At 43.7% G+C, this 12,347-nt stretch carries 15 protein-coding genes; 7 read left to right on the top strand and 8 right to left on the bottom strand.

Going from position 1 to position 12,347, the window contains the following annotated elements; translation table 11 throughout:
• Positions 1–21: 21 nt before the first annotated feature.
• A complete protein-coding gene (gene znuA, locus GKR48_RS02465; protein ID WP_154626723.1) occupies positions 22–981 on the bottom strand; it encodes a zinc ABC transporter substrate-binding protein ZnuA in 960 nt (319 codons plus the stop codon).
• Positions 982–1,053: 72 nt separating this feature from the next.
• On the opposite strand from znuA, the gene znuC reads away from it, so the two are divergent.
• The gene (znuC, locus tag GKR48_RS02460) at positions 1,054–1,821 is read left to right on the top strand and encodes a zinc ABC transporter ATP-binding protein ZnuC (protein WP_154626721.1); all 768 of its coding nucleotides are present in this window, start codon (positions 1,054–1,056) and stop codon (positions 1,819–1,821) included.
• Entirely contained in the window at positions 1,814–2,599 is a 786-nt protein-coding gene (gene znuB / locus GKR48_RS02455) for a zinc ABC transporter permease subunit ZnuB (protein ID WP_006659943.1), read from the top strand. Before znuC ends, znuB begins: the two co-directional genes overlap by 8 nt.
• Before the next feature lie 133 nt (positions 2,600–2,732).
• Here znuB and ruvB read toward each other — a convergent pair whose 3' ends face one another.
• From ruvB to aspS, 6 genes are all read right to left on the bottom strand, one after another.
• Entirely contained in the window at positions 2,733–3,743 is a 1,011-nt protein-coding gene (gene ruvB / locus GKR48_RS02450) for a Holliday junction branch migration DNA helicase RuvB (protein ID WP_036948275.1), read from the bottom strand.
• Positions 3,744–3,759: 16 nt separating this feature from the next.
• Positions 3,760–4,377, bottom strand: coding sequence for a Holliday junction branch migration protein RuvA (gene ruvA / locus GKR48_RS02445; protein ID WP_006659946.1), 618 nt, complete (start codon positions 4,375–4,377; stop codon positions 3,760–3,762).
• Between the two features lie 84 nt (positions 4,378–4,461).
• Positions 4,462–4,983 (bottom strand): crossover junction endodeoxyribonuclease RuvC, encoded by a 522-nt coding sequence (ruvC, locus tag GKR48_RS02440; RefSeq protein ID WP_036948281.1) that lies wholly within the window; start codon positions 4,981–4,983, stop codon positions 4,462–4,464.
• A 225-nt stretch (positions 4,984–5,208) separates the two neighbouring features.
• Positions 5,209–5,952, bottom strand: coding sequence for a YebC/PmpR family DNA-binding transcriptional regulator (locus tag GKR48_RS02435; protein ID WP_154626719.1), 744 nt, complete (start codon positions 5,950–5,952; stop codon positions 5,209–5,211).
• 30 nt (positions 5,953–5,982) lie between these two features.
• Positions 5,983–6,417, bottom strand: coding sequence for a dihydroneopterin triphosphate diphosphatase (gene nudB, locus GKR48_RS02430; protein WP_154626717.1), 435 nt, complete (start codon positions 6,415–6,417; stop codon positions 5,983–5,985).
• On the bottom strand, positions 6,417–8,186 hold the full coding sequence (aspS, locus tag GKR48_RS02425) for an aspartate--tRNA ligase (RefSeq protein WP_154626714.1): 1,770 nt from the start codon (positions 8,184–8,186) through the stop codon (positions 6,417–6,419). The genes nudB and aspS overlap by 1 nt, the downstream gene beginning before the upstream one ends.
• 352 nt (positions 8,187–8,538) lie before the next feature.
• Here aspS and GKR48_RS02420 point away from each other — a divergent pair, with 352 nt between their 5' ends.
• The 5 genes from GKR48_RS02420 (at position 8,539) to cmoB (ending at position 11,690) form a co-directional block, all read left to right on the top strand.
• Complete coding sequence (locus tag GKR48_RS02420) at positions 8,539–8,877, top strand: DUF4377 domain-containing protein (RefSeq protein WP_154626711.1); 339 nt, start codon at positions 8,539–8,541, stop codon at positions 8,875–8,877.
• 72 nt (positions 8,878–8,949) lie between these two features.
• Positions 8,950–9,354 (top strand): NUDIX hydrolase, encoded by a 405-nt coding sequence (locus tag GKR48_RS02415; RefSeq protein ID WP_154626708.1) that lies wholly within the window; start codon positions 8,950–8,952, stop codon positions 9,352–9,354.
• A gap of 105 nt (positions 9,355–9,459) precedes the next feature.
• Entirely contained in the window at positions 9,460–9,858 is a 399-nt protein-coding gene (locus GKR48_RS02410) for an MAPEG family protein (RefSeq protein ID WP_154626705.1), read from the top strand.
• 108 nt (positions 9,859–9,966) lie between these two features.
• Positions 9,967–10,719, top strand: coding sequence for a carboxy-S-adenosyl-L-methionine synthase CmoA (cmoA, locus tag GKR48_RS02405; RefSeq protein ID WP_036948300.1), 753 nt, complete (start codon positions 9,967–9,969; stop codon positions 10,717–10,719).
• Positions 10,719–11,690, top strand: coding sequence for a tRNA 5-methoxyuridine(34)/uridine 5-oxyacetic acid(34) synthase CmoB (cmoB, locus tag GKR48_RS02400; RefSeq protein WP_154603909.1), 972 nt, complete (start codon positions 10,719–10,721; stop codon positions 11,688–11,690). Before cmoA ends, cmoB begins: the two co-directional genes overlap by 1 nt.
• Before the next feature lie 101 nt (positions 11,691–11,791).
• Here the strand turns inward: cmoB and GKR48_RS02395 are convergent, their stop codons facing one another.
• The gene (locus tag GKR48_RS02395) at positions 11,792–12,220 is read right to left on the bottom strand and encodes a hypothetical protein (RefSeq protein WP_154626702.1); all 429 of its coding nucleotides are present in this window, start codon (positions 12,218–12,220) and stop codon (positions 11,792–11,794) included.
• Between the last annotated feature and the right edge of the window lie 127 nt (positions 12,221–12,347).

Below are 12,347 nucleotides of genomic sequence, written 5' to 3'. Positions count from 1 at the left end.
CTTTAAACTATTCCTCTATGCTTAATTCAGGCAGCTTGCGTATTGTTCTGATAATTGAGTCAGAAACTTCATGTAGCTATCTGGTCCAATTGCCAGCCCACTACCGAGTGGGTCGAGAGTACCCATCTTGACTCCCGTATTTTTCGCTACGCTTTCAATAACCGCAGGTCTGAATTGTGGCTCAGCAAAAACGCATTGCGCTTTATGCTCAACCAGTTGTGTTCGTATTTGATGCAATTTTTGGGCACCGGGCTGAATCTCAGGGTTTATCGTAAAATGCCCTAATGGAGCGAGCTGATAGTGTTTTTCAAAGTAGCCATAAGCATCGTGAAAAACAAAATACCCTTTATTTTGAGCCGGCTTTAAAATACTAGCAATTTTCTTATTGTTTTGCGCCATGTTTTCTTTGAATTTACGAAGGTTTACGTCTAGCTTATCTTTCTGAGCAGGATAAAGCTCTACTAAACGCGCGTAAATATCATCGGCTGCCAAATTTGCAATATCTGGAGACAACCAGATATGCATATTATACTCACCATGGTGATGATGTTCGTGATCCGCATCATGATTAGGTTCATCGGCATGTTGATGGCTATCTTCCTCCTCGTGGTTTTCGGCCATTAATAAGTTATGAATATTTTTCTGTTCTGCCAATGCCAGACGTTTATTCTGGTCTAACACGTTGATTGGCTTCTCTAAAAACATTTCTAATTCAGGTCCAACCCAAACAAATAAATCAGCCTGTTTTATCTTTTTTAAATCCGATGGTTTCAGTGCATAATCATGTGGCGAAGCACCATCTGGAAGTAAAACTTGTGTATCAGTGACACCATCAGCGATCCCCGCAGCAATGAAGGCTAAAGGTCTAATCGATGTAACGACATCGGCGTTGGCTATTGGCAACATCGATGCGGTTAAAACTGAGGTTAACGTAGCTTTGCAGATGAATTTACGGGTAATAAGTTTCGATTTGTGTATCATGAACATTTTCCGTGATCTTAAAATTGAAATGTTATAATATAACACAACTTGATTTCTGCAAGATGTTTTCATATGCAACCACTACTATCTTTAAATAAAATCTCGGTCTCATTTGGCGATAAACCCGTATTAAAGGATGTCACTTTTGCACTTAACAAAGGTGATATCGTGACGTTATTGGGACCTAATGGTGCTGGTAAATCTACGATTGTTCGCGTGGTATTAGGGCTATTAGCGCCCACATCAGGCACTATCAGCAGAGCCTCGTCACTCTCTATTGGCTATGTTCCACAAAAACTGCATTTAGATACCACCCTACCTCTAACCGTGAAGCGGTTTATGATGTTAAAGCAAGGTGTCCGCACGGAACATTTATTACCCGCTCTCGAACGGGTTAAAGCCACGCATCTTATTGATCTGCCAATGCAGAAACTCTCGGGCGGTGAAACCCAGCGCGTTCTGCTTGCGCGTGCTTTGCTCAATAAACCTGACTTGTTGGTTCTTGATGAACCCGCCCAAGGCGTCGATATTAATGGTCAAGTTGCGTTGTATGACTTAATCAATCAATTGAGAACTGAACTCGGTTGCGCGGTTCTCATGGTCTCTCACGACCTGCATTTAGTGATGGCAAAAACGGACCAAGTTTTATGTATCAACGGGCACATTTGTTGCTCAGGTACCCCGGATGTCGTCTCTAACCACCCAGAGTTCGTCGCTATGTTTGGCTATCGAGGCGCACAGCAACTGGGTGTTTACCGTCATCAACACAATCACCAACATGACTTAGAAGGTAATGTGATCTCATCCCACCAACATAGCAAGGATTGCCACCATGATTGAGTTACTGCTACCTGGGTGGATTGCAGGTATGTTACTCGCGATTGCTGCCGGCCCTTTAGGTTCCTTTGTGGTTTGGCGCCGTATGTCCTATTTTGGGGACACCCTCGCCCACGCATCTTTGCTAGGTGTTGCCTTCGGTTTGCTACTAAACATTAATCCCTTTTACGCCGTGATCGCAGTGACTTTATTATTGGCCCTGATCCTCGTATGGCTGGAAAAACGTCCTCAACTCGCCGTGGATACGTTACTCGGCATTATGGCTCACAGCTCCCTCTCTTTAGGGCTGGTTGTTGTCAGCCTAATGGCAAATGTCCGCGTTGACCTAATGGCTTACTTATTTGGCGATTTGTTATCAGTAACATACGAAGATATTATAACGATTTTAATTGGCGTGGTTGTCGTTTGTGGGTTGCTTTTTTATCGATGGCGGGCGCTTTTATCAATGACAGTTAGCTCAGAGCTGGCTTTTGTGGATGGAATTAATCTCCAGCGTTCTCGCTTATTATTGATGATGGTGACTGCATTAACTATCGGGATTGCGATGAAATTCGTGGGTGCACTGATTATTACCTCTTTGCTGATCATTCCCGCTGCCACCGCCCGACGTTTTGCCAAAACGCCTGAGCAAATGGCACTCACTGCGATTGGTATTGGCATGATTTCCGTTACTGGCGGATTAACCCTATCAGCATTTTACGATACTCCCGCAGGGCCATCTGTTGTACTCACCTCCGCTATTTTGTTTATCTTAAGTTTGTGCGTAAAAACGAAAAACTAATCTCGACTGCAAATAACAGAGTCACCAATACAAGTTAGCCTCAAATAAAAAGCCCTTGAGTCATTTTTCATGCTCAAGGGCTTTTTCGTGATACCACATTTAATTATCTTTGTATTAAAGACGCTTTTTTGGGTTAAACCTCTTTCGGCGTTAATCCAAAATGAGAATAAGCGTGGGCTGTTGCCATACGCCCTCTTGGCGTTCGCTGGATAAAACCTTGCTGAATAAGATAAGGTTCAAGCACATCTTCGATGGTCTCACGCTCCTCGCCAATCGCAGCGGCAAGGTTATCAACACCCACTGGCCCCCCCATAAACTTATCAATGATGGCCACCAGCAGTTTACGGTCAAGATAATCAAAGCCTGCCGCATCCACATTCAACATATCCAGCGCTTGGCTCGCAATCAACTCATCAATACTGCCATTGCCTTTCACTTGAGCAAAATCACGCACACGACGTAATAAACGATTGGTGATCCGTGGTGTACCTCGAGAACGCATCGCGACCTGCAATGCCCCTTCTTCGGTGATATCCAGCCCCATATACTGAGCGCTACGTTTTACAATGTGCTGCAAATCATCAACTTGGTAAAACTCTAATCGTTGTACAATTCCAAAGCGATCACGTAGTGGCGAAGTTAATGAGCCAGCCCGCGTAGTAGCGCCAATTAACGTGAATGGCGGTAAATCGATTTTAATGGAACGTGCCGCAGGGCCTTCACCAATCATAATATCCAATTGGTAATCTTCCATGGCAGGATACAAAATTTCTTCAACTACTGGCGAAAGGCGATGAATTTCATCAATAAACAGAACATCGTGAGGTTCAAGGTTAGTCAGCATGGCTGCCAAATCCCCTGCTTTTTCTAATACAGGCCCTGACGTTGTTCGCAAATTAACGCCAAGCTCATTGGCGACAATACCCGCTAATGTGGTTTTTCCTAACCCTGGAGGCCCAAAAATTAATAGATGATCAAGCGCATCACCCCGCATTTTGGCTGCCTGAATAAATATTTCCATTTGATGCTTAACTTGCGGTTGCCCAATATACTCATCCAGTAATTTAGGGCGGATCGCGCGATCAATGGCTTCTTCTTCAGAATGCAGCACTTCAGCAGTAATTAGGCGATCAGCTTCAATCATCGTATTAATCTCTCAATTAAAGTGCTGCGCGTAAGGCATCACGGATCAGGGTTTCAGAATCGCTATCAGGTTTCGCGACTTTACTCACCATACGGCTAGCTTCTTGCGGTTTATATCCCAGCGCAATCAAGGCAGCAGCCGCTTCGGCTTCAATATCTGCTTGGCTTGGCCCTTGGCTCTTCACGCTTGGTAAATCAATATCGCTCACTGAGTTGAAAAGATCCCCATTCAAGCCTTTGAAGCGGTCTTTCATTTCGACCACTAAACGCTCGGCAGTTTTCTTGCCAATACCTGGTAGTTTCACCAGAGAGGAAATCGCTTCTTGCTCAATGGCAGACACAAATTGCTGAGCGGACATACCCGATAAAATCGCGAGTGCCAGTTTAGGGCCTACACCATTAACTTTAATCAGCTCTTTAAATAGTGCGCGTTCTTGCTTGTCATTGAAGCCATACAGCAATTGTGCGTCTTCTCGCACGACAAAGTGGGTAAAAACTATGGCTTCTTGGCCAATTTCAGGTAATTCATAGAAACAGGTCATTGGCATATGAACTTCATAGCCAACACCTTGTAGCTCAAGTAACACAATGGGTGGTTGCTTTTCTAACACGATGCCACGTAAACGACCTATCACACTGAACCCCTTTAATTTGATTAGCGTCTTAAATTTTGACTCTGGTGTTTATACCACAAAAAATGCTGGATGCATATCCAGTCTTCATCTTAATCTTCCGCGAGTTAGCACTAAACGCGGATCCCCCACTTTCAGTAGGTTTTGATTAAAATGACAATGCGTGATAGCAATTGCCAGCGCATCTGCGGCATCCGCTTGGGGGCTAGCCGATAATTTTAGAATTGATTTGACCATATGTTGAACTTGGCTTTTTTCTGCCGCGCCCGTTCCCACAACGGTTTGTTTGACTTGGCGAGCCGCATATTCAAAAACGGGAATATTTTGGTTTGCTGCCGCGACAATCGCCACACCACGTGCCTGCCCCAACTTTAGTGCTGAGTCCGCATTCTTCGCCATAAAGACTTGTTCAATGGATAAAACATCAGGTTGGTACTGGGTGATAATTTCCGAGACTCCCGCATAAATACGCTGCAGACGGCTTGGCAAATCATCAACTTGAGTACGAATACACCCACTTCCGAGATAGAGTAATTGCCTACCTTGTTGGCGAATAACACCGTATCCTGTGATCCGTGAACCAGGGTCGATACCCAGAATAATCGCCATATAAAACCTATAGTTGCCCTTTATTAATTTTCATATCATCTTATCCCCATCTAATGGCTGCCACAATGGCAACGAGGGAATATCACCATTTCCACCGAGATTTCAGTGTAAATAGCATTCCTGCCATCATAAATATAGCAAATAAAAGAGAAGGTGAAGATGGGTGAGGCGTTAGAGAAAGCAGGCTGGACACAGCCCGCTTTCTCTACGCAGACATCGTCTTAATTACAGTTGCTCAGCAACCTCATCAGAGATATCACCGTTATGATAAACTTCCTGTACGTCGTCTGAATCTTCTAGCATGTCGATCAGGCGCATTAATTTTGGTGCTGTTTCAACATCAAGTTCTGCCTTAATCGATGGGATCATAGAAACTTCAGCGGCTTCGCTAGTGAAACCAGCAGCATCTAGTGCGTCTTTAACAGCACCAAACGTTTCAAAGGTGGTGTAAACATCTATTGCACCATCATCGTAAGTTTCAACGTCGTCAGCACCCGCTTCCAGTGCTGCTTCCATCAGTGCATCTTCGTCCACGCCCGGTGCGTAAGTGATCACGCCACGTTTGGTGAACAGGTAAGATACAGAACCATCAGTCCCTAAGTTACCGCCCGTTTTAGTAAACGCGTGACGAACTTCGGATACGGTACGGTTACGGTTGTCACTTAAACATTCAACCATAACCGCTGTGCCGCCAGGACCGTAACCTTCATAAATGATGGTTTCCATATTATCGTTTTCATCATTACCCACACCACGCGCAATCGCACGGTTTAATGTGTCGCGGGTCATGTTGTTTGATAATGCTTTGTCCACAGCAGCACGCAAACGTGGGTTAGTTGCGACATCGCCGCCGCCTAAACGCGCTGCAGTGACCAGCTCACGAATAATTTTAGTGAAAATCTTACCGCGTTTTGCGTCTTGCGCCGCTTTACGGTGTTTGGTGTTGGCCCATTTACTATGACCTGCCATGAAATATCTCCAAAAACGTCAATAAAATAATTAAACAGCAAATTCTAAAATAGCCTGGCTGTTGCTCCACGATTTTGTCAGCTTTGCCGCCTTTTGCGGTTCAAGCCAACAAAACTCTGTGTGTTCAGTCAGTAATGGCGTTTGTTCATCACTCAGCACCAATTTAAACCAATGTTCTTTACAGTGGGTTACATCCGGTGCGTAACGATGCCTGAAATGCGAGAAAATTTCAAAGATGATACTTTTCGACAAATCATGTAACTGACTTGGTTGCGGGTTAAACCCCGTCTCTTCTTTGATTTCGCGAAGCGCTGCATCCGCAGCACTGTTTTCATGAAGTTCCAAACTTCCGGTCACTGATTGCCAGAAGTCTGGATCATCTTTACGCCGCATCATAAGCACCCGCCCCGTGTTTTCAGCCACCATAATGACTAATACCGACTCTGGGCGCTTATAACTTTTCATTACTCTTCTTCTTTCGCTACAATTGCAATCGCTAACTCAGTCAACGAATCTGGGTTTGCATAGCTTGGCGCATTGGTCATTAAACATGCCGCTGCAGTCGTTTTCGGGAAGGCAATAACATCACGGATGTTATCAGTTCCAGTTAACAGCATTACTAAGCGGTCTAAACCAAATGCCAAACCTGCATGTGGTGGCGTACCATATTTCAGTGCATCTAACAGGAAGCCGAACTTCTCACGCTGTTCTTCTTCATTGATACCTAAAATACCGAATACAGTTTGTTGCATTTCACTACGGTGAATACGGACAGAACCGCCACCCACTTCGTAACCATTGATAACCATATCGTAGGCATTCGCAACAGCATCTTCAGGATTCTTCGCCAGATCTTCCGGTGTGAAATCTTTCGGTGAAGTAAATGGGTGGTGCATTGCGGTTAAGCCGCCTTCACCATTTTCTTCAAACATTGGGAAGTCGATAACCCACAGTGGTTGCCAGCTATTTAGGTTGGTCAATTCGAAGTCACGACCTACTTTTAGGCGTAATGCGCCCATGGAGTCAGTCACCACATTTTTCGCACCCGCACCAAACAGGATGATATCGCCATCCGCTGCGCCAGTACGTTCGATAATTTGCTCGATAATTTCTAAGCTTAGGAACTTCGCAACTGGGCTCTGAACGCCTTCTAAGCCTTTCGCGCGTTCATTGATTTTCATCCACGCTAAGCCTTTTGCACCATAAATGCCCACGAAATTGCCGTATTCGTCAATTTGTTTACGGGTCATTGCTGCGCCACCTGGCACTTTCAGGGCTGCAACACGACCTTTAGGATCATTTGCTGGACCTGCAAATACGGCAAATTCAACATCTTTAACGATATCCGCAACATCAACCAGTTCCATTGGGTTACGCAGGTCTGGTTTATCTGAACCGTAACGACGCATCGCTTCTGCGAAAGTCATGATCGGGAAATCGCCTAAATCAATGCCTTTCACGTCAAGCCACAGATTGCGGATCATACGCTCCATCACTTCGCGAACTTGTTCCGCGCTCATGAATGAGGTTTCCACATCGATTTGGGTAAATTCAGGTTGACGATCAGCACGTAAATCTTCGTCACGGAAGCATTTTACGATTTGATAGTAACGGTCAAAACCAGACATCATCAGCAACTGTTTGAACAGCTGAGGGGATTGTGGCAATGCGTAGAATTTGCCTTTATGAACACGGCTTGGTACTAAGTAGTCACGCGCCCCTTCTGGCGTCGCTTTAGTTAGCATTGGCGTTTCAACGTCCATAAAGCCTTCTTTGTCCATAAAGTTACGAACAAAGCTGGTGATTTTCGCGCGAGTACGCAGACGGTCTGACATCTCCGGACGGCGTAAATCTAAATAGCGGTATTTTAAACGTCGCTCTTCCGTGTTGGTTTGATTGCTGTCTAACGGCAGAGGTTCAGATTTGTTAAAGACTTCCAGTCCTTCAGCAAAGATTTCAATTTCACCCGTAGCCATATCTTTGTTTTTCTGGCTATCTGGGCGCGCACGTACTGTACCTGTGATTTGGATGCAGAACTCGTTACGCAGTTCTGACGCTTTCTCAAATATGTCTTTACGCTCTGGATCGAAGAAAACTTGAACGATACCTTCACGGTCACGCATATCGATAAAAATCAAACCACCTAAGTCACGACGGCGGTTTACCCATCCACAAAGAGTGACCTTCTGGCCTTCATGAGCGATATTTAATTGCCCACAATAATTAGTACGCATACTCTATCCTTTTACTCAGCTTGTTGTGCTTTTGCTTGCTGCGGGAATTTGGCATTTAGCTGAAAATTCAGAATGTCAAAAAAGGCAGACATTATATAGGAAATTCTGTTAGACAAACAGTTTGCTATACAGCTTAACTGCGAAATTGATACAAAAAAACCATCTCCAATCAATAAAAATGGCTCTTACCTATCAAAACGATCGTAACTAATCTAAGAAAAGTTGCTCATCTAATTGATGATTAAAATCTGATTGTTTGTTAGAACACAATTTTTTTGGGAATAATTACCCGTTTCATTTTGCTATAATTACTCATATTCAGACACTTTTGCCTGAAACTAGAGGAACCTTTATGAAAAAAATTCTACTCGCATCATCTCTTCTTGTTCTGCTTGCAGGATGCCAAAATGGAAATAATACCAATACAATGAAGCCCACCAACAACAACAATAAAATCTTTTATATCGACTCCTCTCTGGCTGACTGTGTCGGCGTTGCACCGATGAAATGCATGAAAGTGAAAGAAAAACCAACAGATGATTGGCAATATTTTTACTCATCCATTCAAGGATTCAGCTATGAACCGGGCTATAACTACGTGCTAGAGGTTCAACAGTTTGATGTGCCTAACCCACCCGCTGATGCCCCAAGCATCCGTTATGAGTTAGTCAAAGTTATCGAGAAAAAATAATGTCGACGCAGGTGTAAAACCACCTGCCCTTTTCTGTGAGTCACGACAAACGACGACGCGTTAAGGCTAAAAATGAGCACTAAAATCATTGATAAATTAGGTTTAATTACCATTCAGAATGGCAAAGTTGCCATGGTACGTTCCCATAATAAAACCCTATTTTATATTCCTGGCGGGAAACGTGAGCAAGGTGAAACGGACCAACAGGCACTTTCTCGCGAAATCGATGAGGAACTCACATTAACCTTGCACCCTGAATCCATCCGTTTCTACGGAGAATTCACCGGACTGGCTGATGGCAAACAAGATGGCACACAGGTTTGTATCCGTTGCTACCAAGCCGATTATGACGGCATCCCTCAACCCGCGGCTGAAATTGCTGAATTAGCGTGGCTAGATTCCAATGATGTAGATCGCTGCTCTATCACTGCAATTGCTGTCTTAGCGCAACTCAAAGCGAATAATCTCATTAAATAATTCAAAAATGAATTATCAATAGCGATATATTTCTATTTGTAGATTTACTGATTAGGTTTTAAAATTTAGAAAATTTAATTTATCTCCATAGAGGTAGAGTGAAAAATGGTCAGTTCTTTATACGCTGTACTAGGAGCCTTACTGATACTGAGATTATCATTCCATGTCGTAAAGCTAAGAAATCAGTACCGTGTGTCTGTTGGCGATGGTGGGTTTTCTGAATTACAAACCGCTATCCGTGTGCATGGCAATGCCATCGAATACATTCCAATTTCATTAATTTTATTACTGTTAATGGAAATGAATGGCGCCAAAGTTTGGATGATCCATGTTTGTGGCATTCTGCTAATTGCAAGCCGCATGCTCCACTCTTACGGTTTAAAAAACCATGACTATTCACAACGTCGGATGGGAATGATGGGGACTTATCTGGCTCTCGCCTTGATGGTCATGGCCAATGCCTATTATCTACCTTGGGTACAAATGGTGTCGTTCTCCTTTTAATTTCCTTAGCTTCTGTGCGGATTGTTTTTCAGGTTCTATTGTTTTCAGGTTAGATAGCTTTCTGCTACAATCCGCCACTACTTTTGTTCTGCTAATTAATACAAGTCTATGTCAAGTCAGGATCCAAACCATAAAGATAGCCTTTTCTCCGCGCCGATCGCCAATTTAGGTGACTGGAAGTTTGATGAAAAAGTGGCTGAAGTTTTCCCCGATATGATCCAACGTTCTGTACCGGGTTACTCCAATATCATCACCATGATTGGGATGCTAGCGGGTCGTTTTGTGACGCCAAATAGCCAAGTCTATGATCTGGGTTGTTCCCTTGGTGCCGCAACCTTGTCTGTTCGTCGAAATATTTCAGTGGAAAACTGCAAAATCATTTCTGTCGATAATTCACCCGCTATGGTCGAACGCTGCCGCCGTCATATTGATGCGTATAAAGCACAAACCCCTGTCGAGGTTATCGAAGGCGATATTCGCGATATTCATATTGAAAACGCTTCTATGGTTATCCTTAACTTCACATTGCAGTTTTTAAATCCCGATGACCGTGAAAAATTGCTCACTAAAATTTACCAAGGGTTATTACCCGGTGGCATTTTAGTGTTATCTGAGAAATTTAATTTTGAAGATAAGCAAATTGGTGAGTTGTTATTTAACATGCACCATGATTTCAAACGCGCCAACGGGTATAGCGAACTCGAAATCAGCCAAAAACGCAGTATGCTCGAAAATGTCATGCTCACCGACTCTGTCGAAGCGCATAAAGCTCGCTTAAAACGCGTCGGATTCACACATTGTGAAGTCTGGTTCCAGTGTTTTAACTTCGGTTCATTATTAGCATTAAAAGAGGGGCAGTAATGATCGATTTCGGTCGTTTTTATCAACAAATTGCCGTTGGCCCTCTTAGCCATTGGTTAGAAACCCTGCCCGCTCAACTGGCGGCATGGAAGAAAGAAGGTCTACACGGTGGGTTTTCTTCATGGGAGAAAATGTTAGATAACCTGCCTGTAATGACGCCGACCCAGTTAGATATTAAAAATAGCGTTACTGCGACGCGCGACCCAGAATTAACCGAAGGCGAAACTCGCCGTTTAAACAATATCTTAGGGCAGTTGAAACCATGGCGCAAAGGGCCATTTTCCCTATATGGCGTCAATATCGATACCGAATGGCGTTCAGATTGGAAATGGGATCGCGTTTTGCCACATATTTCCCCATTGAAAGGCCGCCATGTGTTAGATGTGGGCTGCGGAAGTGGCTACCACATGTGGCGTATGCTGGGCGAAGAAGCGGAGTTTGTCGTCGGTATCGATCCTACCGAACTGTTTTTATGCCAATTTGAAGCTGTTAGAAAACTGTTAGGTGATGACCAACGCGCACATTTACTGCCGCTCGGTATCGAACAACTGCCTGCATTAAAAGCCTTTGATACCGTATTCTCTATGGGCGTTCTGTATCATCGTCGCTCCCCACTCGACCATTTATGGCAGTTAAAAGACCAACTCGTCAGTGAAGGTGAGTTAGTGTTGGAAAGTTTGGTCATTGAAGGTGATGAATTCCAATGCCTGATCCCCGGCGATCGCTATGCACAAATGCGCAACGTTTACTTTATTCCTTCCGCCAAAATGCTCAAAGTGTGGTTAGAAAAATGTGGTTTTGTCGACGTACGCATTGTTGACCAAGCCGTGACTTCGTTAGACGAACAGCGCCGTACAGAGTGGATGCCAACGGATTCGTTAGCAGAATTTTTAGACCCTAATGATCAAACCAAAACCATTGAAGGGTATCCAGCCCCTCTACGTGCGATTTTAGTGGCGAAAAAACCATAATATTGTCAGGCGGCAATTCTCACTGACCGTACATAACAAAACCCCCAAAAGTTTATCGACAACTCACGGGGGTTTTTATTTTTGTGCCACAAAAATAACGACTACAAATTATTCATTAAATACTCTTCAACCGCTTTTGCGTCATTAGCCGAATCAAAGTCCATGCCTAATGATAGCGTGCCATCTTTTAACTCAATCGCTCTAGGCTTGGTATAGGAATAGGTAATGTTTTTGATTTTCTCACCGACTGACTGTTTTGCGAGTTCAGAGTGTTCACAGACATTGGCTATTCCCTTGAGCATCTCTTTGCTATAACCATCGATACCAATGGTTTCGAGTTGCTCTTTTGAAAAGGTTACCCAATCAAAGTTCGCTTTAATGTCTGACCCACAGGTATTATTTAATGCAGAGATTTGAGAGGAAACTTCCGTTTCATACTTTTGGTGCTTCTCTTTTTCAGCTAATGAAAAAGCAAACGAGGAAGTTGTGATGAGCAAAAGTGATGAAGTTAAGACAATTTTTTTCAGCATGATTTTTTCCTTAAAATTCATTCCGCGGTTTTTAGTTTTTACTCAGTTCAAAAATCTAAAAACAAAGGGCGGTATTTAACCTCCCTATCTTAACTCTCCCTATCGTAAATTCAGTCAGTCCTATTCC

It is taken from the genome of Providencia sp. wls1943, from assembly GCF_009706275.1.
GTDB classification, from domain to species: Bacteria; Pseudomonadota; Gammaproteobacteria; order Enterobacterales; family Enterobacteriaceae; genus Providencia; species Providencia zhijiangensis.
This window is presented reverse-complemented; position numbering and strand designations above follow the sequence as displayed.